Origin of the sequence: Flagellimonas sp., from assembly GCF_965222555.1 — a bacterium.
In the GTDB taxonomy this organism is placed as follows: domain Bacteria; phylum Bacteroidota; class Bacteroidia; order Flavobacteriales; family Flavobacteriaceae; genus Flagellimonas.
This window is the reverse complement of the sequence record NZ_CBDCUG010000005.1, coordinates 786,252-810,125: the sequence shown is the minus strand read 5'-3', so window position 1 is coordinate 810,125 and position 23,874 is coordinate 786,252. Positions and strand designations below refer to the sequence as shown.

17 protein-coding genes are annotated in these 23,874 nt (G+C 40.0%); 7 read left to right on the top strand and 10 right to left on the bottom strand.

What is annotated here, in order from left to right; all coding sequences use genetic code 11:
- Nucleotides 1–5: 5 nt before the first annotated feature.
- The 7 genes from mgtE to ACOQO1_RS11935 form a co-directional block, all read right to left on the bottom strand.
- A complete protein-coding gene (gene mgtE / locus ACOQO1_RS11965) occupies nucleotides 6–1,358 on the bottom strand; it encodes a magnesium transporter (protein ID WP_420603112.1) in 1,353 nt (450 codons plus the stop codon).
- On the bottom strand, nucleotides 1,345–2,217 hold the full coding sequence (rsmA, locus tag ACOQO1_RS11960; RefSeq protein WP_420603111.1) for a 16S rRNA (adenine(1518)-N(6)/adenine(1519)-N(6))-dimethyltransferase RsmA: 873 nt from the start codon (nucleotides 2,215–2,217) through the stop codon (nucleotides 1,345–1,347). Before rsmA ends, mgtE begins: the two co-directional genes overlap by 14 nt.
- Nucleotides 2,218–2,232: 15 nt before the next feature.
- Nucleotides 2,233–2,541 carry a gamma-glutamylcyclotransferase family protein gene (locus ACOQO1_RS11955; protein ID WP_420603110.1) on the bottom strand — a complete coding sequence of 103 codons (309 nt, stop codon included), beginning with the start codon at nucleotides 2,539–2,541 and terminating at the stop codon, nucleotides 2,233–2,235.
- A 4-nt stretch (nucleotides 2,542–2,545) separates the two neighbouring features.
- Nucleotides 2,546–2,863 carry a DUF4286 family protein gene (locus tag ACOQO1_RS11950; RefSeq protein ID WP_420603109.1) on the bottom strand — a complete coding sequence of 106 codons (318 nt, stop codon included), beginning with the start codon at nucleotides 2,861–2,863 and terminating at the stop codon, nucleotides 2,546–2,548.
- Between the two features lie 32 nt (nucleotides 2,864–2,895).
- Nucleotides 2,896–4,683 carry a tetratricopeptide repeat protein gene (locus ACOQO1_RS11945; protein WP_420603108.1) on the bottom strand — a complete coding sequence of 596 codons (1,788 nt, stop codon included), beginning with the start codon at nucleotides 4,681–4,683 and terminating at the stop codon, nucleotides 2,896–2,898.
- A gap of 80 nt (nucleotides 4,684–4,763) precedes the next feature.
- The gene (gene serS, locus ACOQO1_RS11940; RefSeq protein WP_420603107.1) at nucleotides 4,764–6,035 is read right to left on the bottom strand and encodes a serine--tRNA ligase; all 1,272 of its coding nucleotides are present in this window, start codon (nucleotides 6,033–6,035) and stop codon (nucleotides 4,764–4,766) included.
- Between the two features lie 178 nt (nucleotides 6,036–6,213).
- Nucleotides 6,214–6,828: an RNA polymerase sigma factor gene (locus tag ACOQO1_RS11935; protein WP_420603106.1), complete on the bottom strand. Its 615-nt coding sequence runs from the start codon at nucleotides 6,826–6,828 to the stop codon at nucleotides 6,214–6,216.
- Between the two features lie 73 nt (nucleotides 6,829–6,901).
- Between ACOQO1_RS11935 and ACOQO1_RS11930 the strand changes: the two genes are divergently transcribed.
- The 5 genes from ACOQO1_RS11930 to ACOQO1_RS11910 all read left to right on the top strand — a co-directional run bounded on the left by ACOQO1_RS11930 (nucleotide 6,902) and on the right by ACOQO1_RS11910 (nucleotide 16,238).
- Complete coding sequence (locus ACOQO1_RS11930; protein ID WP_420603105.1) at nucleotides 6,902–8,077, top strand: FecR family protein; 1,176 nt, start codon at nucleotides 6,902–6,904, stop codon at nucleotides 8,075–8,077.
- Nucleotides 8,078–8,206: 129 nt separating this feature from the next.
- Complete coding sequence (locus tag ACOQO1_RS11925; RefSeq protein WP_420603104.1) at nucleotides 8,207–11,758, top strand: TonB-dependent receptor; 3,552 nt, start codon at nucleotides 8,207–8,209, stop codon at nucleotides 11,756–11,758.
- A gap of 47 nt (nucleotides 11,759–11,805) precedes the next feature.
- Nucleotides 11,806–13,710, top strand: coding sequence for a RagB/SusD family nutrient uptake outer membrane protein (locus ACOQO1_RS11920; RefSeq protein ID WP_420603103.1), 1,905 nt, complete (start codon nucleotides 11,806–11,808; stop codon nucleotides 13,708–13,710).
- A gap of 29 nt (nucleotides 13,711–13,739) precedes the next feature.
- Nucleotides 13,740–14,960, top strand: a complete 1,221-nt coding sequence (locus ACOQO1_RS11915) for a DUF5000 domain-containing lipoprotein (protein WP_420603102.1) — start codon at nucleotides 13,740–13,742, stop codon at nucleotides 14,958–14,960.
- A 72-nt stretch (nucleotides 14,961–15,032) separates the two neighbouring features.
- Entirely contained in the window at nucleotides 15,033–16,238 is a 1,206-nt protein-coding gene (locus tag ACOQO1_RS11910) for a DUF4998 domain-containing protein (RefSeq protein WP_420603101.1), read from the top strand.
- A gap of 172 nt (nucleotides 16,239–16,410) precedes the next feature.
- On the opposite strand, the gene ACOQO1_RS11905 is transcribed toward ACOQO1_RS11910, so the two are convergent.
- Entirely contained in the window at nucleotides 16,411–17,742 is a 1,332-nt protein-coding gene (locus tag ACOQO1_RS11905; protein ID WP_420603100.1) for an HTTM domain-containing protein, read from the bottom strand.
- On the bottom strand, nucleotides 17,735–18,673 hold the full coding sequence (locus ACOQO1_RS11900; protein ID WP_420603099.1) for a bifunctional riboflavin kinase/FAD synthetase: 939 nt from the start codon (nucleotides 18,671–18,673) through the stop codon (nucleotides 17,735–17,737). The genes ACOQO1_RS11905 and ACOQO1_RS11900 overlap by 8 nt, the downstream gene beginning before the upstream one ends.
- A gap of 183 nt (nucleotides 18,674–18,856) precedes the next feature.
- Here ACOQO1_RS11900 and ACOQO1_RS11895 point away from each other — a divergent pair, with 183 nt between their 5' ends.
- Together ACOQO1_RS11895 and ACOQO1_RS11890 are read left to right on the top strand one after the other, a co-directional pair.
- Complete coding sequence (locus tag ACOQO1_RS11895; protein ID WP_420603098.1) at nucleotides 18,857–22,525, top strand: reprolysin-like metallopeptidase; 3,669 nt, start codon at nucleotides 18,857–18,859, stop codon at nucleotides 22,523–22,525.
- Entirely contained in the window at nucleotides 22,522–23,208 is a 687-nt protein-coding gene (locus ACOQO1_RS11890; RefSeq protein WP_420603097.1) for a hypothetical protein, read from the top strand. Before ACOQO1_RS11895 ends, ACOQO1_RS11890 begins: the two co-directional genes overlap by 4 nt.
- Before the next feature lies 1 nt (nucleotide 23,209).
- Here ACOQO1_RS11890 and pth read toward each other — a convergent pair whose 3' ends face one another.
- Nucleotides 23,210–23,839, bottom strand: a complete 630-nt coding sequence (pth, locus tag ACOQO1_RS11885) for an aminoacyl-tRNA hydrolase (protein WP_420604329.1) — start codon at nucleotides 23,837–23,839, stop codon at nucleotides 23,210–23,212.
- Nucleotides 23,840–23,874 lie beyond the last annotated feature (35 nt).

The window sequence follows — 23,874 nt, the reverse complement described above, 5'->3', positions numbered from 1 at the left end:
AGAAATTAAATGCCCAAAATAATTTTAGCGATCCAAAAGTAGATTAGGATTCCAAAAATATCGTTACTGGTGGTGATAAACGGACCTGTGGCGATGGCAGGGTCAATACCCCTTCTATCTAAAAATAATGGAATAAAAGTGCCGATGATTCCAGCTACAATGATGACCACTACCAATGAAATGGAGATGGCCAGAGCTGTTAAAAAATCACCTTTCCAAATCCATGTAAATATCAGGAGTAAAGCTGCTAAAATAAGTCCATTGAGCAAAGAAAGCAGCATTTCTTTGATGAGCCGATTACTGATACTGCCTTTTAAGTCGTCATTGGCAAGCCCCTGTACAATGATTGCACTGGATTGCACGCCGACATTACCGGCCATGGCCGCAATCAGTGGGGTAAAGAAAAATAGAATGGCATGCTGGGCGATCATTTCCTCAAAACCACCCATGATAGCCGCGGCACCCAAACCGCCAAACAATCCCAAAATTAACCAAGGCAAACGTGCACGGGTCAATTCCCAAATGCTATCATCAGCTTCAACATCTTGTGAGATACCTGCTGCCAATTGGTAATCTTTATCGGCCTCTTCTTTTATAACATCTACAATATCATCAATGGTGATTCTACCTACCAATCTCCCAATTTCGTCTACCACAGGAATGGCCTCCAAGTCGTATTTGGACATGATCTTGGCAACTTCCTCCGCCTTTTCATTGACATCTACGGAGTCAACCTTGGGTATATACACATCTTTGATATGCGTTTTTGTTGATGTGGTCAGCAAATCTTTTAATGATAGTCGGCCCTTAAGTTTTTCCTCGTCGTCCACTACATAAATGGAATGTACCCGAGTGACATTTTCGGCCTGTGCACGCATTTCCTTAACGCAGGTGAGTACGTTCCAATTTTCCTTCACCTTTACCAATTCCTTCGCCATAAGACCACCTGCAGAATCTTCGTCATAACGCAAAAGGTCGACAATATCCTTGGCATGTTCTTTATCTTCAATTTCAGAAATGACCTCTTGGACAATCTCTTTGGGGAGTTCACTAACTATATCCGCAGCGTCATCGGTATCCAACTCTTCCAGCTCCCCTGCAATCTCTTTTACCGAAAGGTTGTTCAATACCGCCTCCCGGATATCTTCATCCATTTCAGCAAGAATATCAGAGGTTTTCTCGCTGTCAAGGAGTTTAATGAGATAGGTAGCCTCGTCAACGGTAAGTTCGTCTGCAATTTCTGCAATATCCGCATAATGGAATTCCTTCATCATGGACCGAAGGTCACCATTCTTGTTTTCGGTGATCAACAGTTTGATGTTGGCAATTAGCTCGTCTGTGAGTTTAAACGGGGTCATTGGCTATCTTCTGTGTTAGCTCCACAAAATCAGCTACACTTAGCTGTTCTGGGCGCCGGTCAAAGATAGTATCTTCTTTTAGATTTTGGGACAGGTTGAATGTTTTAAGACTGTTACGGATGGTCTTGCGTCTTTGGTTGAAGGCAAGTTTTACCACTTTGAAGAACAAATGCTCGTCACAAGGTAATTGTATATTTTCTTTTCGAGTCAAACGTAAAACCCCAGAATGTACCTTGGGCGGTGGGTCAAATACGTCCGGTGGAACGGTAAACAAGTACTCGGCATGGTAGAAAGCTTGCACCAGTACAGACAGAATTCCATAGGTTTTACTTCCTGGTTTTTCGCAGATACGTTGAGCCACTTCTTTTTGGAACATCCCGGAAAACTCTGGAATTTGATGTCGCATTTCCAACATTCTAAAAACAATCTGGCTAGAGATGTTGTAAGGGAAATTTCCAGTTATGGCAAATTGTTCATCTCCATACAACTGTTTTAAGTCAAACTTTAGAAAATCTGCCTCAATAACATTTAGTCTATTGTTCCTTTCCAAAATTGCAGGATGTTCCAAAGGAAAGCTATGGTTCAAATAAACAATTGATTCTTCATCAAGATCCATGGCGACCAAATCCAAATCCCTTTGCAAAAGATATTTGGTGAGCACGCCCATTCCAGGACCAATTTCTATAACATTGGTGTAGCCATTAAGAGAAAGGGTCTCCGCAATTTTTTGGGCGATGGACTCATCCTTCAAAAAGTGCTGGCCCAAGTGTTTTTTAGCCTTGACCGTACCATTTGAATTCCCGTTTTTAGGGTTGTATGACTTGCCATGTGCAAGCTTCCTTTTCTTTTTTTTGGCCACGGGATTTTTTACTGATTAATTTAAACTTTCGACATAAACCCAAGCTGAAATGCCAGATGTCAATATCATTTTCACCCTCTGGTAAGCATTGGTTTCATAAATATCGGCCTTGTTCAATTCTTCCAAAGAGACTTTATAGACTTTGCCTTCCACTTTATCTTCAGGTCGATTGGTCTTGACTGCCAATAAATAACGATCATAGACTGCATTTTCTACACGTTTAAAACCAGGAAGCGAATCAGATTGCCCTTCTAAAACCCGATTAAAGATATATTGTTGCACTTGATTGTCCTGAAGGGTACCGTAAGTAAAAAGATGTTCCAAAGTATTAGGGTATTTGTTGGCTGATGACTTCCAGCTCGGTTCTGAAGGCGACAAATTTGTCAGCGAATAGCTTTAGGGCATCACTCCGAAGACGCTCAGCATCTTCCTTATAGTAAGATTCTAGAGTTGTGCGATCTTTAGTTGTATACTGCACGGAATAGGTTATACCTCCCATATCTTCCTCAACCAGCACTTTTGCCATTTTTGCATGGGAGAATTTTCCTGTGGCCAACATATCGGGAACATGTTTGTCCTTCATCCACGATAACCATTGATCATGGACACTTTCATCTATGTTTATAGTAACGTTATATATGAGCATTGGATTTTTTAATTGCCCAAAGTAACGAAGATTTAGTTGATTGCGTCCCCCCTTAACCTTCTAAAATGCTTGCGGGCCTTTGGAAAATAGTAGCTGTCCTGATAGTTATAGATGATTTTTTCGTAGTGGGCTTTTGCCTTTTCGGGCTGATTCAATTCGGTTCTATACAGCTCGCCTAAAGCAAAATGTGCATCATCGGCCAAAATACCATCGGCATAAAATTCTACTATCTTTTGATAGTTGAATTCAGCATCAGCATGTGATTTTTGATTTTCTAAAAGTTGAGCTTGCCGCAACAAGGCCTCATCTTCAATTTTTTCACCTTTATGGTTTTGTAAAATATCTTCTAACGCATCAATGGCTTCTTTGTTTTTATTCTGGTAAGCCAAAAGGTCAGCTCTTGCATATTTTTTCAGTGCAGTTTGGGTAGAATCTTCCAGCGAATTATCAGAAATCAAAAGGCTCAGTTGCATGGCGTCGTTGGCAATCAACTGTGATGTGGAACCGCGTAGTACCTTCAGCTGGGTGAGTGCCCAGTCAAAATCACCTTTGTAAAAACTGGTCTGTGCAACTTTAAAGCGGGCATCCTGGCCCAATACATCATTTTTTAGACTTTTTTGAACCTGGGTGAAATAGATCAATGCCTGATTGAATTTTTGATCAAATACTAAAATATCTCCTAGGGCTAATTTTACATAGGCCTTTCCCATTCGCCCCAATGGTAGTTTTAGACTTTCTTTTAGCATATCTATGGCGGGGGCGGCATTTTCCCTTTTAAAAGTGAGGAAATTGGCATAGGCAATTTGCAATTGCAGGGTCCTGCTCTCATTTCCGTATTCAGAGACCAGCTCATTGAATTTTTTTTCAACAGCATCCAATTTTTTACCTGTTGCATCCACAAGCTCAATGTCTATTAGATGAAGTTCGGCATTTAGTTTGGCAACAGGGTCGTTGTTATTTTCCACAATGAATTCGAACACGAAGGTGGCAGACTCGTAGTCTTTGTCTTCCAAGGCAATTTGTCCCAGACTGTTGAGCCTATCCATTGAGGTCCCGTCTGTTCGTTTGTAGATGGCTTTTTCTTGCCCAAACGCACTTTTGTATTGTTTTTGTTGGATGAAGAGCCAGCTCAATAACTCGTTCCACAAAATATCAGGGTTCTTTTGAGCATTTTTGAGCAGTACTTTTCGTAGTAAAATGTTGTTGGTGTTAGATGGTTCTTCTGAAATAAAATCATCCAGATTCCTAAGAATGTTGGAGCGCGAAGTTCTACCTTCAACAATCAAGTTTAGGTAGGATTGGTACATTTTTTCAATATCACCCTGTTCCCCATAAATTCGTGCCAATTGAAAATCGTAGTTCAAATCTGGTTTTAGGATCATGGCCCGGGTATAGGCTTCAATGGCATAATCCAATAAGGCATATTTTTGAAATCGATACCCTACGCTATAACCAAAATTTGGGTTTTCTTCAATTTTTTGGAGGGCCATGTTATAATAAGTGGTGGACTTATCAGGTTGGTTTTGCAGAGTGTAGTTATACCCCAGTTCAATAAAAAAAGTAGGGAATGCATAGGTGTCCTCAATTTTTTTCAGCAGAAAGTTCTCGGCATCAATGTACCGCTCCAATTGTTGGTAACAGGCTACCAAGCCTTCGGAATAATCCGTACGCCTTGGGTTCTTTTGCACCAGTTTTTCATAAAAAACCACGGCCTTTTCGTAATCCCCGTCATTGAAATACTGCTTGGCCAGAAAATCTTCCTGAGCATAGGAGAAAGTTTGAAATACGAAGTATGAAATAAGAAACAGTAGGTATCGCAATACTTAGTTTTATTTCAAATATAACGTAGAAAAGCACTGGATTCTGTTAAGCGAATCCAAATAAAAGAATTCAAAGGATCTTATTTAATTATATCGAACCCACAGTAAGGAACCAAAACTTCAGGAATTTTAATGCCGTCAGGAGTTTGATAGTTCTCAAGAATTCCGGCCAGAACTCTGGGCAATGCCAGGGCACTTCCATTTAAAGTGTGCGCTAATTGACTCTTTCCATTTTGATCCTTAAAACGAAGTTTTAATCTATTGGCTTGAAAGGTTTCAAAATTGGAAACAGAACTTATTTCCAGCCATCTATCTTGCGCAGTGGAAAATACTTCAAAATCATAGGTTAGGGCAGAAGTAAAGCCCAAGTCGCCACCGCAAAGACGCAGAATCCTGTACGGAAGTTTTAATTCCTTAAGGATGGTTTTAACGTGCTCTACCATTTCGTCCAAAGCTTGGTAGGAGTTGTTGGGGTGTTCAATGCGAACTACTTCGACCTTATCAAACTGATGCAAGCGGTTCAATCCCCTTACATGGGCTCCGTAACTACCAGCTTCTCTTCTAAAACATGGCGTGTATCCCGTATATTTTATAGGAAAATCTTCCGAAGAAACTATATCTCCCCTATGCAAATTGGTAATTGGAACTTCTGCCGTTGGAATCAGATATAGATCATCTGCCTGCACATGGTACATTTGACCTTCCTTATCCGGTAATTGTCCGGTTCCATAACCAGAAGCTTCGTTTACCATAAGTGGAGGTTGTACCTCGGTGTATCCGGCTTCGGTGTTTTTATCCAGAAAATAGGAAATCAAGGCACGCTGTAAACGAGCACCTTTTCCTTTATAAACTGGGAATCCTGCCCCAGTGATCTTAACCCCAAGTTCAAAATCTATGATGTTATATTTTTTGGCCAACTCCCAATGAGGTAATGCACCTTCTGAAAGGGATGGGATGTCGCCCTCACGGAAAATCTCCTCATTGTCTTCATCTGTATTTCCTGCAGGAACAGATTCATGGGGAATGTTTGGTACCTGATACAACTGTTCTTGAAGAGCCTCAGCCGTAGCGTTAAGATCTTCCCCCAGTTTTTTAGAAGCTTCTTTCAGATTAGTGGTTTGTTCCTTTAAAGCATTTGCTTCTTGGGCTTTTCCCGATTTAAAAAGCATTCCAATTTCTTTGGAAAGCTTGTTTGATTCTGCCAGGGTGCCATCCAGTTCTGTTTGTATGGAACGCCTTTTCTCATCCAAATCCAGAATTGCAGATAGAATGGATTCAGCATCCATATTTCGCTTCTTTAAAGCAACTATGATACTTTCTTTGTTCTCCCTAATGGTCTGTAGTTGAAGCATTGGTTTTAATTAGAGCTGCAAATTTAGGGTATCTTATAATTAAAACACACAAGCTTTTAAATGAATCTGACAAAGTAAAAATATAATATGGTGAACAAGACAATAGAGAAAAGTTACAAACCAGATTTCAGCTCTATTGTCCGATACTTGTCACAGGAAACTATGTATCATGGAGTTTTTAATTGAAAAGGTGCTTTTTCAAAAACAACAGAAATATTTTAGGGGAATCATAATACACTATTTTCTTAATTTGTTTTAATGCACGGCTAATATGTTTTTCAACCGCTTTTTCGGAAAGATCAAGTTCAGCAGCTATCTCTTTATATTTATAACCTTCTTTTTTACTGAGTAAAAAGACTTTTTTTCGTTTTTGGGGCAATTGGTCAATAGCGGTTTGCAGAAGTTTCATTTTTTCCTCCATTATCTCACGGTCCATATCAACCATATAATCCAGAACTTCTTGTTTTAGTTCTAAAAGTAGTTTTTCTTTTTGCTTTACCTTACCGGCATCTTTTACAAATTCATTGAAAACTGCCCGGTATAGGTAGCTCTTTAAAGATACTGTGATTTCAATTTTGTTTCTGTTCTGCCATATTTTTATCAGCACGTTCTGTACAATATCCTCAGCGCGCGGTATGTCATTGGTCAAGGTGTAGCAATACCGCACCAAGTTCTTGTAATAAAGCTCATAAAGATTTTTATAAGCCCTTTCGTCGCCTCTCTTTAACCCTACCGTCAATATTTCCTTTTCTATGGGCAAATTTTCAGAATGAAGATGATTAGTTCTGAACAAATATTAAAAAAAGTTTAAAAAAAATGTAGGGTAATTATTAAATAATAGGTCATAGTTATAGATCAAGGTCAATATGACAGACAAAAGACTCGAAGTTTTACTACAACGTTTTCGAGAGGGAAATTTAACGGAAGAAGAACTTGATGTTCTTCTCAATCTCCTTTCGGATGAGAAAATCAAGGAAAAATACAAACAGTCCGTGGAGGTCGATTACTTATTGTCCATCAAGTATGTTGACGCAGACCCAAAAATTGCGTATTTGGATTTTTTGTCCAAAAAATCATTGGATGGTAAAAGTAAAAATGCTTTTCGTAAAGGCCGTAGTGCGTTTTTAGGTTATGCTGCCGTATTTCTGGGTTTGATAGGACTAGGCTATTTAATGTGGCTTAATACTGGGGAAGAATCATATTCGTCTCCGTTGATACAAATAGAGGAAAAGGCAATTACACTGCAGTTGGAAAGTGGAAAAATAAAGGTGATCCAAGAAGATGGGAGTTCCCAAATAATAGATGAAAATGGGCGTACTGTCGCGGTACAAAAAGATGGAGAGATTGCTTATGATGAAAATACAGATATTGAAAAACTTGTCTATAACGAACTCCGTGTTCCCTACGGGAAAAAGTTTAGAATAGGACTTTCTGATGGTACGGTGGTACATATGAACTCGGGTTCTTCTTTAAAATACCCTATCAAATTTTTAAATGGGAAAAACAGGGATGTTTTTATAGATGGGGAAGCATTCTTTGATGTTGCTGAGGACAAAGAACATCCGTTTACGGTTCATGCGGGTGAGGTAAATGTAAGAGTGCTGGGTACTAATTTCAATGTGTCCTCATACAAAGAAGATGCAAGTGTAAGTACTGTTTTGGTCTCAGGGCATGTTAGATTGTATGATTCATCCGAGGGTTACCGTCCAGATGCAACTTTGGATATCATGCCTGAAGAAATGGGGGTTTGGAACAAGGAACAGAAGGAGTTTACTTCAAAACAAGTAGATACTGATATTCACACGGCTTGGATGGAAGGAAAACTCATTTTTAGGGATATGCCCTTTAAAGAGATTCGTAAAAAACTGGAAAGACATTATAACGTGACAATTGTAAATGCAGATAGCGTATTTGATGAAAACACTTTCAGTGCTGCTTTCGATATTGAAAATATTGAAGAGGTCTTGGAAACGTTTAGCAGGAATTTTGGAATTAAATATGAGATAATAAACAATGAAGTAATAATACAATCTAAAAACTAACCGCCTATGTAAAAACAAAAAACCAAACCAATCAATTTGATCAGATACAAAAAAGGGGAATGCTAGGAACACTCCCCTGATTCTAAAGATGTTCGATTAAATAATAACCAAACAAAGCAACACAAAAATATGAAAAAACCAATAATACTTGGGCATCTCATGATTGCCTTCAAGTACGACCTTAAAATGAAAATAACCACCATACTACTCATAGCGGTTTTTTTTCAGATCAATGCAAGCACATATTCCCAAAACACAAGAATTTCCCTGGACTTTACCCAGATAGCTTTGGAAGACGCGTTGCATGAGATTGAGTCATTAACTGAGTTCAAGTTTTTTATAGATACAAAAAAGATAAATGTAAATAGAAAGGTGACCTTCAAAGGAAGGAATGTAAGGATATCGAAAATCCTTAAGAAATTGTTTCACGGCACCGATATTGTTTACGAAATTTTCAATAAGCAGATAATATTGAGGAGGGAGGCTCCTAAAATAACTCCAATTTCCATGGGGGTTCAATTGCTGGACACCAAAAATGTTCCACAATATACTATCACGGGAACAATAACAGATGGACAAGGGGTGCCCTTGGCCGGCGCCAATGTTTTGGAAAAAGGAACCATAAATGGTACTCAGGCCGATTTTGACGGAAATTTCACTTTGAATGTAACCGATGGTAACGCCGTATTGGTTGTCTCCTATATTGGTTTTGCGACTAAGGAAGTTTCCGTGAACAACCAAACAACGATTGCCATAACACTTGAGGAAAGTGCTGCAGGTCTGGATGAAGTAGTGGTGGTTGGTTTTGGTACCCAAAAGAAGGAAGCTGTTGTTGGAGCAATGACCTCCATAAAACCTGCTGAGCTAAAAATTCCATCAAGTAATCTTACAACCGCGTTGGCGGGAAGATTGTCCGGTGTTGTTTCCTTTCAAACAAGTGGTGAACCGGGTGAGGACAATGCCCAGTTCTTTGTTCGTGGGGTGGCTTCATTTAATGGACAGAACGGGCCATTGATTCTTATTGACGGTGTTGAACTGACAGCAGATGACCTTGCTAGATTACAACCTGATGACATCGAAAGCTTTTCGGTATTAAAAGATCCAACAACTACGGCAATCTATGGAGCCCGAGGGGCAAATGGTATTATCCTTGTAACCACAAAAACAGGGGTTAAAGGAAAACCCGTTATTAATTTTAGGGTTGAAAACTCGTATAGCGCACCTGTACAAATAGTTGATTTGGCCGATCCCATTACCCATATGCGCCTGCAAAATGAGGCGGATAGAACAAGAGGAAGGTTTCCAACTTTTACCGAAGAAAAAATTGCATCCACAGAACGGGGCCTAAATCCAAATATATATCCTGCTATAGATTGGTTCGATGAACTTTTTCAGGATTTCTCCGTTTCTAGACGTGTAAATCTTAATGTAAGGGGAGGGGGAGATAAAGTAAGATATTATGTTGCAGGATCGATTAACAATGATGAAGGGATTTTAAAGGTCAACAAGGAAAATAGCTTTAGCAACAATATTAAATTGAATCGCTTTTTACTGCGTTCCAACATTAATGTTGACTTGCATGAGAATACAGAGATGATTGTCAGATTGCATTCAACAATTGATGATTATAGGGGGCCGTTGCAAGGGGGAAATCAAATCTATAATGCTGCAGTACGGACCAGTCCAGTTCGGTTTCCGGCAGTTTTTGACCCAGACCCTTCATTGGAAGGTGTACCTCACATTCTTTTTGGGAATGATCTTGGACCAAGGTTGGGTGGCTCATTCGGCGATGACATTGCCGTGTGGTACAACCCTTATGCAGAACTTCAAAGAGGTTACAGGGACTACAGAAGGCAACTGAACTTGGTTCAACTTGAGTTTAAACAAGACCTTGGTTCCATTTTGGAAGGCCTAAGTGCTCGTTTTTTGGGGAACTTCAACAATACGTCTTATTTTGAGAACAGACGGTCATATCTACCTTACTTCTATAGGGTATTACGAGCTGATTCCAACACGGGGGATTACCAATTGGTAAGGACAGTAGAGGGAAATGAATCCTTGGAATTGGAGCGTTTGGATAATAGTGTAAATAACTCCGTAATATACATGGAGGCAGCTGTTAACTACTATAATACCTTTAACGAAAAGCACAACGTAAGTGGACTTTTGGTATTTACGGCACGGGAGTTTTTGGATGGAAATGCCAGTACGGTGCAATTATCACTTCCAAGTAGGAACCTTACGTTGGCTGGCAGATACAACTACGATTATGACAACCGTTACTTTTTGGAAGCGAATTTTGGATATAATGGTTCCGAAAGATTTTCCAAAAGTAACCGTTTCGGTTTTTTCCCTTCATTTGGTGCCGGTTGGTTGGTTTCCAATGAAAAGTTTTTTAAATCCAATGTGATAAGCAGGCTTAAGTTAAGAGCTTCTTATGGGTGGGTTGGAAACGATCAAATAGGTAATACAAGAAGGGATCGTTTTTTCTACTTGTCTGAAGTTGACATAAACAGTCCTGGCAGAGGGTATACTTTTGGAACAGAATTTAGCGAAAGTATAAATGGAGTTTCCATTTCAAGATATGCAAACCCAGAGGTTACTTGGGAAACCTCGGAAAAGGCCAATATAGGAGTAGAGTTAAATTTCTTCAATGATGCAGTTCAACTTAGAACAGATGTCTTCCAAGATAAAAGGACCAATATTTTGCAGACTAGGACGGATATTCCAACAACCTTAGGTCTACAGACTACCATTCAGACAAATGTGGGGGAAGTAACTCAAAAAGGTATAGATGCTTCCTTGGATATTAACCACTCTTTCAATAATGGTGCTTGGATACAAGGTAGGGCTACTTTTGTATACAGTGATAATGAATTCACGGTCTTTGAAGAACCAAATTTTGATGAGGCAGGAACGCCGTGGCGAACTAATATTGGCAACAATGTAAATGTTCAGCAAGGTTTTATAGCGGAGCGCTTGTTTGTTGATGATGAAGAAGCTTTGAACTCACCCATACAATTTGGTACTCCTGGAGTGGATTATGGTGGAGGTGACATCAAGTATAAGGATTTGAATGGCGATGGCCAGATTACTTTGGAAGCGGATGTGGCTCCTATAGGAAAACCGACCATCCCTAAGGTTACTTACGGCTTTGGATTATCAGGAGGGTTTAAGAATTTTGATCTTAGCTGTTTCTTTCAAGGACTCGCAGAAACCTCATTTTATATCGACCCTGTCCGAACAGGTCCGTTCATAAACAGTGTTGTTGGGTCCCAAAATGCAGATGAGGGAACAGGGGTTATCGTAACTCCCGGTAACGGACTTCTTTCAGAAAATGGACTTCTCCAAGCCTATGCAGATAGTCACTGGTCCGAAGAGAATAGGGATGTATATGCCCTTTGGCCAAGACTTTCTACCGAAGTGGTGCAAAACAACGTGCAAAGAAGCACATGGTGGTTGCGTGATGGTTCCTTCTTAAGACTAAAACAAGTGGAACTGGGTTATGATCTCGCTGATGCACTTAACAATGATAGTGTACAAAGGTTTAGAATATACCTTTCAGGGACCAATTTGATTACATGGAGCAAATTTAAAATGTGGGATCCCGAATTGGGAGGTAGAGGCTTGAACTATCCTTTGCAACGTGTATTCAATTTAGGTATCCAACTAGGATTTTAATAGTGTACATGATGCAATCATTAAATCAATTTAAGAAAAAGAAGATCATGAAGATAAAAATATTAAAAGGGGCAATGACCATTTTGTTCATGTTGAACGTAGTGGCATGCTCAGATTACGTTGATGTTGTTCCAGAAAACATTGCTGTCATAGAAGACGCCTTTGAGACCAGAGATTCTGCCGAGCGCTTTTTAGCGACCCTTTATGGGTATTTGCCAGCATATGAGAATGCCAACGCCAATCCTGCACTTAGCAGTGGGGATGAGATATTTGTAAATACCAATGTTTCCAGAAATTGGCCTTCGGCCATATTGGCCCAAGGAGGTCAAAATGTGTCTACTCCTTTAATGAGCTATTGGGGATCGGGGAGTATAAGCAACCTTTTTGTAGCGCTAAGGGATTGTAATATTTTCTTGGAGAACGTGGACAAACCATTTAACCTTACAGAGGACGAAAAAATAAGATGGGTTGCGGAGGCCAAGTTTTTAAAGGCCTATTACCATTTTTATTTAATGCGTATGTATGGGCCTATTCCCATTGTCCGGGAGAATATTGAGGTGAGTGAAGGTGTAGATGCCGTAAGAGTGCCTCGGAATTCGGTAGAAGAAGTAACCGATTATATTGTGGAATTGTTGGATGAGGCCATAGCGGACCTACCTACTTCTATTGCTGATGAAGGGTCTGAATTGGGTAGGATTACGGCACCAATTGCCGCGGCCATAAAGGCAAAGGCATTAGTGACAGCAGCTAGTCCTTTATTCAATGGTAATGCGGATTATTCAAGTTTTTTGGATAGTGATGGTAACGAGCTTATCAGTACTGTGTATAACGAAGAAAAGTGGGTTAGAGCAGCCAGTGCCTGTCAACAGGCCATAGAGCTTGCCGAAGCCAATGGACATTCACTATACCAATTTACCGATGCACTTCCTACTTGGTCAGACACCACAATAACCAAATTGAGCATAAGAGGTTCTGTTACGGAAAGATGGAATCCTGAGATTGTTTGGGGAATATCGGGAGATCCGGTAACTACCCTTCAAAACTGGGCCCAGGCAAAAATAGCCACTGGTTTAACCGGTGAAAACAGGGAAAGCGTACAATCATGGTGGTCCCCTCCATTACAGATAGCTGAAATGTTCTATTCTGATAATGGTGTGCCTATTGACGAGGATGTAAATTACGATTACGCTGGAAGGTATGAACTTACCACAGCAACGGATGCCGATTTGTACAATATCACACCCGGGCATGAAACGGCTAAACTACACTTTAACAGAGAGCCTAGATTTTATGCATCCATTGGTTTTGATGGTGGTACTTGGATGGGACATGGTAGAGAAGACGATACTAATTTATTGTTCCCTCAGGCTTTGTCGAAACAAAAATCTGGAAAACTGGATGCCCAGCGTTTTGCGGCATCAGGATATTGGGCCAAAAAATTGGTCTATTATGAAAATGTACAACGGACAGGGGGAGCTACAGGCTATAGTTTGAGAGCTTATCCATTTCCTGCAGTACGTTTGGCCGATTTGTACTTGTTGTATGCAGAAGCACTAAACGAATCTGGAAGTACAAATCAAGCGCATGCATGGATTGACAGGGTCAGGGATCGTGCAGGTCTGAACGGAGTTGTAGATTCATGGGCGACAGCATCGAGTGATCCTACAAAGCCTACTACCAAGGATGGACTAAGAGATATTATCCATGACGAGCGTATGATTGAAATGGTGTTTGAAGGACAGCGTTTTTGGGATATTAGAAGATGGAAACGCGCAACTGAATTTTTGAATACGGACATATTGGGATGGAACATTGAAGGTGAAACTCCAGCAGCGTTTTACAATGTTATAAGCTTGGGAACATATAAGTTTCAAAGTAGAGACTATTTATGGCCCATTTCGGAAAGGGATATTATTACAAACAATAAGTTGATTCAGAATCCGGGATGGTAAAATCATTAAATTTTAAAAACTTAGATAACATGAAAAAGATAACTGCTAATTTTCCAATGCTGCTATCACTGCTACTTGTAGCGTTAATATCATGCGATGAAGAGGCAAGAGGACCTCTTGTAACTGATGCCACTATTCCAGGTGCAGTTTCCGAAGTTTCGGTACAAAACCTACCTGGAGGAGCTAAAATAAGCTACAAAACACCTTCTGATGAGGATGTTTTATATGTTGAAGCCATTTATGAACGCAATGGTGAACCTGTGAGTACACGATCCTCCGTTTTCAAGGATTTTGTGACCATTGAGGGGCTTGATATAACTGATCCGGTACAGGTAAGTCTGATTACAGTGGACCGTAGTGAGAATAAATCGACTCCGATCAGTGTTACTATCAATCCCGAGAAGTCCCCTTTGAAGAAAGTTTTTGAAAGCCTTGAGCTTGTTGAAGATTTTGGAGGGCCAAGGCTCAAGTATAACAATGAAGACGATATTAAAATCGAATTTTTGTTATATACCATAGAAAACGGGGAGAGAGTTTACCAGCAATCTGCTTTTATTGAAAACGGTCAAAATACATTTCACATTTTTAGAGGGTTCCCGCCGGTAATGACAAAATTTGGCATTGAAGCTGTTGATCGTTGGGATAATAGTGCCTCATTATTTGAAGCTGATGTAACGCCATTGGAAGAAGTAATCTTGGATAGATTGGCCATGAACGGCGAAGTTCTGAGCGGAGATGAAGAGACTGCATTTGGTTGGACATTGGGCAATCTTTTTAATGGTACCGCAGGTGGAGCTGGATTTCATACAAATCAGTCCAATCTGGGTTCAGTTGTATTTCCTTATACAGAGGCCTATCATATGTTCTCGGTAGATATGGGGGTTACAGCCAAGCTGAGCAGGTTTAAATTTTGGCCTCGACAGGGAGATTGCTGTGGTACACCTTTTGGACACGGAGACCCTAGGTATTTTGAGATATGGGGGATAGATGAAATTCCAGCGGATAACGGTGCATCCCTAGAAGGATGGACCAGATTGGTGGAAAATGGTGAGGTAATCAAACCATCTGGAGCTCCTGTGGGCTCCAATAGTGCGGAAGACAGGGCATTGGCCGCGTCGGGCTTAGAATTTAATTTCCCTATTGATGCGCCTCCTGTTCGCTTTATCCGTTTTGTGGTTTTTGAAAACTGGTCAGGAACCAATTTCACTCATGTCATGGAACTTGAATTTTATGGGCAGATTGAAGAATAGCCTTAACTGGTTTATGTAACCATGGCTTAATGATAAAATCAATATTTGATGCAAAAAATATAAAAAGATAAAATGAAAAATTTAATAACTAAAATTGGAATGTTCTCATTTGGTTTGGCATTGCTTATAATAGGTTGTGAGACCCAGACCGAGACTTTTGATCAATTTACAAAAGACGGCGAAACGGTATATATTGGAACACCTGATACCGTAATTGTAGTTCCTTTGGGTGTTGACCAAAGCCGTTTTTTTGTGACTGTGAACGCAGATCCAAAAATTAGTAAGGGAAAAATTCTTGATCTTGATAAAAATGCAGTTCATGAATTTAATGTAGATAGGAGCAGTTTGGTGGACAACACCCTACAATTTGATCTTAACCTTGATGAGGGGGATTATTCCTATAAGGTCGTTTTGGAAGATGATAATGGGAACAGTTCCATTCAAAAAGAAGTGTCATTTAGGGTATATGGAGCAAAATATCAAGCTACTTTACTTAATAGGGCTGTTACGCAGATGAGGGCCACATCCGAAAATGTAACATTGCAGTTTTCAGACCCTTTGGAGGGGTTATTGTCGTCTATTTTAAGTTATGAAGATGCGGATGGGGTAATGCAGCAAATGGATTTGCCCAATGATGTAACAGAAGTTGTTATTGACAGTTACAAGTTGGGAGGGACAATCAGTATCTCTGGGTCATATAAACCCACGGAAAATGCTATTGAGGAGTTTCAATCTAATCCATTGGAGGGTACTTTTCCAAGTAGTTTTGCCCTAGATTATAGTTTGATAAGCGCTCTTAAATTACCTTTTGACGCTACGGATGGATGTCATGGGTCTAGCTATGAAAGATTGACCAATGGGGCCACTGGAGAATTTTGGCATAGCTGCGATTCTCCTGAAGATGAGTATCCATGGGTAATGAGCTTTGATTTGGGTGTTACGGCACAACTTAGAGGTTTTCGTTTAGATGAAAGATCTGGTTGTTGTGGTGATAGAAGTCCGGCAGCTTATCAAATTTGGGGCACCAATGATCTTAGTCAAGGTGATACCGCCGATATTGACGCTGGCACCATAGCAGATTGGGAAGCTGATGCAGTTGCCAAGGGATGGGTGAAATTATTGGATGTTACTGATAACACGAGTCCAACTTTTGAAGTGGAAATTCCAGAAGCCCCAACAAATTATAGGTATGTAAGAGTAGTTGGGATTTCTTCCATTGGTGGTGGAGTGACTGCCAATTTTGACGAATTCACTTTTGCAGCTTCTAGTATAGAATAACCTATAATCTGTAATAATTGAGCCTGTTCGACAAGCTCAAGCAAATATTAAATTTGGTTTAGTTTAGAGTTGGTTAGTTTTTACTCTTTAGCTTGAAGTCCCGCTAATTTTTTAGCGGGATTTTTCATGGTTTCAAACATACTTGTTTTGGCACAGAAATTTAGCAAACTTCTCATCGATTATCAGAATCTTCTTTACTGGAAGGCCTTATCCAATCATTATGTGATAAATGTTTCCACGGTGTACCTGCTAAATCAACTTTGGGGTCTATAAACTCATGGAATTTGCCCTTGTTGACCTTTACTTTACAGCTTACAAAAACTTGGATGTCTTCTCCTCTGGAGGCGTAGTCCTTTTTTAAATATTGCGCAAACTGCCAAGTAAAATCTGGATAGCTGGCCACTTTTCTTTTTTGTTTTTTGGTGAGATAGTCATCTAAATTAACCTTGCTTTCCTCTCCTGTTTTTTTGTTGATGATTTTAAAATGCACTATTCCAGAGCGACTCCGGAGCATCATTCGCCAACTCATTCGATGCCCTTCTTCGGTCCACAACACATCATCTTTTATCATGTGGTGTCTTAATGGAAGAAGCAGTTGTGCCATAAAGTAACATCCCAAAATCACCAATACCCACTTCCTGTTTTTTGATGGCTGATCGGTGTCTTCAATGACCACTTCTTTTCGCTTTAAGAAAATGTTCCTTATGGTTTGCGGAGGAAAGAAGAACACTATGAAGGCTAAAGATAAATAAGGGAAAATACCTATTTGAAATACAATACTATTGAATAAATGAAAAAATATGGATAGCGCAAAAGCAATTTTCCGAGTTGGCTTCCAAAGCAATGCCGGAACAATCAGTAGGTCGAAAAAGATGCCAAAATATGCAACTATTTTATGCACCCATTTTTGTTGTAGAAAATCACCTATTAAAAAATAGTCGTCCTTGGACTGCATTAGCAGCTCTATGATGCTAAAATCTAACCAATCTCCATATAATTTTGCAACTGATGCATAGGTATAAACAATGAACAACTGTAAGATTATGATCCATCTTATCCAGTTGAACATGGAATTGGACTGAACCTTTGGGTTTATTTTGGCATCCAATGAAAAATCACGACCAGCGGGCAAAAAGGCCATAATGTAGGCCAATAACATCAATAAGTAATAATGATTGTTATATGACGTCTTTTGCATTAGATAAACACCGGTCCACATAAAAGCAAAGGCAAAGGCGCTATATCTATATTTGTACCCAACTGTAATCAGAAGTCCAAGTATGCCCATAAGGACAAAATAAATGTACATACCACTTCCCGGTAACGGTTGTATCCATTCAAAGCCAATAAAGGAAAAAGTGAATTTGGGTTCAACCAAAGTTTTCCGTACCCATCCAGTAGCAATCGCACCAAAGCATTCGGCAGCAACCAATAGTCCATAGAATACCCTAAAAACAATCAATTGGGCATTGTCTATTTTCTTAAAAAGGAATTGATCAAGCATGTTGCTCTGAAATTAACACTAAAGATTGCTCTTTGTCTTTTTTAAGTTGTTCTTGAAGCTCTTGAACCGAATCAAATTTATGTTCGTCCCGTATACGGTGCAATATGACCACTTGTATGGTTTGGTCGTACAGATTTCCCTCAAACTTAAAAAAGTTGACCTCTATAGTTCTTTCTGTTCCTGAAACCGTAGGGTTAAATCCAATATTCATCATCCCAAAATACTCCGTGGTCCCAATCATGCTCTTCACTACATAGACCCCATTTTTGGGAATAAGCTTATATGTTTCCGCTATATGAAGATTTGCGGTTGGAAATCCAAACTGCCTACCTAGGCCCTTTCCTTTTTGAATTGTGCCGGTCAGCATATACGGATAACTAAGGTAGCTGTTCGCGGTTGCAATATCACCTTCCATTAAGGCGTTCCTGATTTTTGTGGAACTTACAGAGACCTCGTCAATTTCTTGGGCAGGGATTTCCTCCACCTCAAAATCCAAGGTATTTCCAAAGGCAATTAAATCTTGGATGTTTGCATTTCTATTTCGGCCAAATCTATGGTCATAACCAATAATGATTTTTTTGGTTTTTAGACTGTTCACCAAAACATCCCGTACAAATTCGGTAGCAGAGAGCCTAGAAAAATCCTTAGTGAAAGGATGAACGATAAGGTAGTCCAGTCCTAAGGTGTCCAGAATCTGTTTTTTTTCCTCAAGGGTGTTGAGCAGTTTAATATCGGTGTCTTTTTGCAGAACCATCCGGGGATGCGGGAAAAATGTAAGCACGGTAGACTTTAAGCCAGTGTTTTTGGCATCATTTATGAGGCGTTCCAATATCTTTCTGTGGCCAAGATGTACCCCGTCAAAAGTACCAATGGTAACCGCGGTTTGAAAAGAAGTGTTGGTGAACTGAGAAATACCCTGGATTGTTTCCACAAATAAAGAAAAATAAAAAAGGCTATTTTTGAATTTGACTTATGCCCCATGCGTATGAAAGCTAAATTACATCTTGTTTTTTCAATAACCATATTTTTTATCTGCTTTTGTACATATGCGCAGCAAGGTTATTGGAAATCAATTCCTAAGAAATCCAGCTTCAAGAGTGTTTCGATTAGGAATATGGACAATGCTAAGGGTGTTTTTTCACTAGATGGAGAAAGGTTTTCCAAGCAACTGAAGTCTTTTTCCTCTTCAAAAAATAATAGGCAAGTTATATACCTACCAGCACAAAATGGAAGTGTAATTGCCTTTGAAATTAGGGAAACCTCTGTGTTTCACCCAGACTTGGCAAAAAAGTACCCAAATATAAAATCCTTTACAGGTTATAGTGTAGATGGTCAGTATAAGGTTAAGCTTAGTAGTTCCCATAAAGGCCTGCAAAGTATGATTGTGGATTTGAATGGTCATAATAGTACTTTTATGGAAAGGTTGACCAATAAAAGGGATGCGTACGTTGTGTATGAAAAAGGAAAGGGAAACGCCTTAAAAGAAGGGTTTGTTTGTCATACCCGAAAAATGCAACAAAGTCTTGATAAGAAGCCTCAACAAGGCATTGGAAAGACCATTACGCCTCTGGTGGATGATCAGCTTTTGCGCAAGTATAGGTTAGCTGTTTCCGCAACAGGCGAGTATACTGATTTTCATGGTGGTACGGTCGCTGATGCATTGGCTGCTATCAATGCTACGGTTACCAGAATAAATGAAGTTTTTGAAACAGATTTGGGAATTACCTTGGAATTGGTGCCAAACAATGATTTGGTCATTTTTACCGATGGAGGTACAGATCCATATAACGGGAACCTTAATGGAGAAGTACAAAGTACATTGACATCAACTATTGGTGAGGCCAACTATGATGTTGGACACTTATTCCATAAGGTAGAACTGCCAACACAGAACAATGGTAATGCCGGATTCATTGGGTCGGTTTGTGTAGATAATAGAAAAGGGAGTGCTTTTGCCTCCGCTGACACTCCCCAGGGAGATGTATTTGATCTAGATTTTGTTGCCCATGAGTTGGGGCATCAGTTTGGAGCTAACCATACATGGTCCTTTGAGTCTGAAGGAACTGGAGTTCAGGCAGAACCCGCTAGCGGAACCACAATTATGGGCTATGCAGGCATTGTCAACGGTAATGATGTGGCCCCTAATGGGGATGATTACTTTCATTACCACAGCATACTTCAAATTTCCAACTATGTGCAATCCGTTTCTTGTGCACAAACAACAGCTTTGACCAATTCTCCGCCCGTTTTAACACCAATGGGGGACTATATAATTCCCAAAAGCACTGCTTTTGTCCTAGAAGGGGCAGCTACGGACAGTGATGCGGGAGATGTGCTTACCTATACATGGGAACAAATAGATGATGGGGTGGTTACCACTGGTAATTTTGGTCCAGAAAACCCTAGTGGCGCAACTTTTAGATCTTTGCCGCCCACAACGGACCCAAAAAGGTATTTTCCCAGGTTGTCAAGTGTTGTTCAAGGAAATTTGACACAAACCAATCCAGCAATCAATGAGCCCTGGGAAACAGTTTCTACTATAGAACGAGATTTGAATTTTGCATTTACGGTAAGGGACAATGCCGCCGGAGGTGGGCAAGTAGTTTCTGATGTGTTGAATGTACAGGTGATTAATTCTGCCGGACCTTTTACCGTTACCTCCCAAGATTCCAATGTAATGTATGAAGGCGGCTCTGTCCAAGAGATTACTTGGGATGTGGCCAATACCAATATTTCTCCCATTGATTCTAGGACTGTGGATATTTTTCTGTCATTGGATGGAGGAGTGACCTTTCCCATTACCTTGGCAGATAATACGTTGAACGATGGCTCAGAGGAAGTGCTTATACCGGGCAATGCTACCACTACGGCACGGGTTATGGTAAAAGCCAGCAACAATGTCTTTTTTGCAGTTAACTCTTCCGATTTTTCCATTCAAGAATCGCAAGTGGTTTTGAGTTTTCAAAACCTTTCTTTTGAGGCTTGCCAGCCAAATGACATTGTAATTCCATTTACATATCAAACCTTTTCTGGATTTACTGAAACATCAACATTTTCGGCGAGTCTACCTGCCGGTTTAACGGTATCTTTTGCTCCAACTCAAGCAGATGCGAATGATACCGCTGTAGATATGACCATTTCAAACACCAATGCCGTAACTCCCGGAGTTTACCCCATTACAGTTACGTCAACATCCACATCAATCACAAAAAATGTGGTTTTATCATTGGCTATACGTGATGGAAATTTTGCTGACGTAGTTTTACTGAACCCAACAGATACCGAAGCGAATACCTCCATAAACCCACAATTGAATTGGCAAGCCAATGATTTATATACAGATTTTGATGTAGAGATTGCAACCGACGTTGGATTTACCAGCATAGTGGAATCAGCCACGATTCCTTTCAATTTTTATCAAACAACCAATCTTAACCCGCAAACAGAATATTTTTGGAGGGTTAGACCCCAAAATAATTGTGGGACAGGAACTTTTGGAACACCTTTCAGTTTTACCACAATACAAGAGGATTGTAAAAGCTCTGATCCTAGTGGACTTCCGTTACAAATTTCGGCAAGTGGTATGCCAACGGTGACAACGTCGGTGCAAATTTTTGATGACCTTCCTGTGTCTGATATCAATGTAAGCTTGGAACTCACGCATACTTATTTGGAAGATTTGGTGATAACCCTGATTTCTCCTTCTGGAACACGGGTAGCATTGATTTCCAATACATGTGGAGATTTGAACAATATCAATGCTGTCTTTGATGATGATGGAGTAGCTATTGTTTGTTCAGATAACCCTGCAATTTCTGGAACGGTAAGCCCTTTGGGTTCGTTAGCTTCGGTAAACGGCGAATCTACTCTTGGGGAATGGACACTGGAGATCAAGGATACTGCCAATGGAGATGGTGGTTCTTTGGTTGCCTTCTCGTTAGAAATATGTGCCGAAGGTGCTTTTAGGCCAGATGATGATGATGATGGTGTTTTTGATGATGGTGATGACTTGTGTTTGGGGACTCCAAAAGGAGTTGAAGTTGATACAAACGGTTGTCCGGTGAACAGATTTCCTGCAGATAACTTTTCAATAGCTGTACAAAGTGAAGCATGCAGAAATAACAATGATGGCTCTATTTCAGTAACCGTGTTGGATACTTCAATAACATATTCTGCTGTGTTGAGTGGTGGTGGATCAACTTTTAATATGGATTTTACCGATATGCACACCTTTCCAAATCTGAGTGCAGGAAGCTATACTTTGTGTATTACAGGAACGGATGGCTCTATTGATTACCAAGAAGTTTGTTTTAATGCTGTTGTAACAGAACCTGAAATCTTAACTGCATCGGCGACAGCAAATGGAAGTATCCTGAATATTTCGTTGAATGGAGGTGACCTATACAATGTAGAACTAAATGGTCTGGTCACGCAAACCAAAGAATCAGAAATTCAATTGGAATTAAAGAATGGTATTAATACGTTAAAGGTATTTACCAATTTGCCGTGTCAAGGCGTTGTTGAAGAAACATTTTTCTCTTCAACCAAACCTATTCTCCACCCCAATCCTGTTGGTTCAATTACCAAGGTTTTTCTTAATGGGTATAATGGGCAGGTAAAGGTTGAGTTGTTCTCGGCCAATGGAAAACATGTAATGTCTGATACAAAATCAGTCAATGGGAATGACCTTGAGATGGATTTTTCTTTTTTGCCCACAGGTGTTTATTATATGGGTATTTGGACTACAGAAGTAAAGGAGACATTTAAATTAATTAAGGAATGAAGTGGTTTTTTCATAGTTTAGGGATATTAGTTTTGCTTTGGTCATGTGGTGGCAATGACGATCCACCGCCTGCTCCAGAGGGCGCAAGTTTGATTTTTCCCTCGGAGAATTCTGAATGTACCACGGGAGTAAGTATCAATGAGACCCAGAGTCAAGTTACTTTTGAATGGCAAACCTCGGCAAACACGGACAGTTACACCTTAAGTGTTGTAAATTTAAATACCAATGTTCCCCAAACAGTTTCAACAGTTACCACTTCTGCTACCCTATCCATTGCCAAGGGAACCCCTTTTTCATGGTCTGTGAATTCCCTTAATTCCAAATCGGACCAAATAGCCACAAGTGAGACATGGTTGTTCTATAACTCCGGTTCCCAAACAACTTATGCACCTTTTCCCGCACAATTGGTAAGCCCTGTTTCGGGATCAACTGTACAAAAAGACATTGCAAATGAAGTTACGCTGATATGGCTTGGAGCTGATGTTGACAATGATATTGAATCTTTTGAAGTTTTCTTTTCAGACCAGAATCCGCCAACAACATCAGTGGGAACGACAACGTCCGAAACAATGGAATTTACCGTTGGAGTGGTATCCAACACGGTTTATTTTTGGAAAGTTATTACAACGGATCAGGAAGGCAACACTTCAGGTTCGGGACTTTTTGAATTTAAAGTATTTTAAACTAAGTACCATTAAATTGATTCATGGTGTTCTTTGTACCCGAAAACACAAATGAACGAACCAAATCAGCAGATTTTTTCAAACGTTCCGGTAGTGCGCTGGCTTCATCCTCATTCCATTTGCCTAGCACATAATCAACTTGTTTTCCTTTGCTGAATTCGGAACCCACGCCAAACCTGAACCTATTGTATTTTGAGGTCTGCAAAGTGTTCTGAACATCTTTAAGGCCATTGTGCCCACCATCACTGCCTTTTGTTTTAACCCGTATGGTGCCAAAAGGGAGGTTAATATCATCGGTGACAATAAGAATGTTCTCCAAAGGAATTTTCTCTTTTTCCATCCAATATCTTACTGCTTTGCCACTGAGGTTCATATAAGTGGATGGTTTAAGGCATAGAATGCTCTTGCCCCTGTATTTAAAAGTGGCGACTGTTCCCAATTTGGCACTTTCAAAGACAAAATTTTCTTCTTCAGCTAAAAAGTCCAATATTTTGAACCCAATATTGTGCCTTGTTTCTGCATACTCCAAGCCTATATTTCCTAGACCGACAATAAGGAATTTTTTCATGGCATCTATTTCTGGCAATCGCTGTTTTGAAGTGCTAAAAAACGCTTTGATGAATTGGAACATGGGCGGATTTCCATTTGTCCAAAAATACAAAAGCA

Bases quoted from the DNA above. Each gene is read 5' to 3' on its own strand.
- mgtE (WP_420603112.1), bottom strand. From the start codon at position 1,358: ATGACCCCGTTTAAACTCACAGACGAGCTAATTGCCAACATCAAACTG.
- ACOQO1_RS11950 (WP_420603109.1), bottom strand. From the start codon at position 2,863: ATGCTCATATATAACGTTACTATAAACATAGATGAAAGTGTCCATGAT.
- serS (WP_420603107.1), bottom strand. From the start codon at position 6,035: ATGCTTCAACTACAGACCATTAGGGAGAACAAAGAAAGTATCATAGTT.
- ACOQO1_RS11930 (WP_420603105.1), top strand. From the start codon at position 6,902: ATGACAGACAAAAGACTCGAAGTTTTACTACAACGTTTTCGAGAGGGA.
- ACOQO1_RS11925 (WP_420603104.1), top strand. From the start codon at position 8,207: ATGAAAAAACCAATAATACTTGGGCATCTCATGATTGCCTTCAAGTAC.
- ACOQO1_RS11920 (WP_420603103.1), top strand. From the start codon at position 11,806: ATGAAGATAAAAATATTAAAAGGGGCAATGACCATTTTGTTCATGTTG.
- ACOQO1_RS11915 (WP_420603102.1), top strand. From the start codon at position 13,740: ATGAAAAAGATAACTGCTAATTTTCCAATGCTGCTATCACTGCTACTT.
- ACOQO1_RS11910 (WP_420603101.1), top strand. From the start codon at position 15,033: ATGAAAAATTTAATAACTAAAATTGGAATGTTCTCATTTGGTTTGGCA.
- ACOQO1_RS11905 (WP_420603100.1), bottom strand. From the start codon at position 17,742: ATGCTTGATCAATTCCTTTTTAAGAAAATAGACAATGCCCAATTGATT.
- ACOQO1_RS11895 (WP_420603098.1), top strand. From the start codon at position 18,857: ATGGACAATGCTAAGGGTGTTTTTTCACTAGATGGAGAAAGGTTTTCC.
- ACOQO1_RS11890 (WP_420603097.1), top strand. From the start codon at position 22,522: ATGAAGTGGTTTTTTCATAGTTTAGGGATATTAGTTTTGCTTTGGTCA.
- pth (WP_420604329.1), bottom strand. From the start codon at position 23,839: ATGTTCCAATTCATCAAAGCGTTTTTTAGCACTTCAAAACAGCGATTG.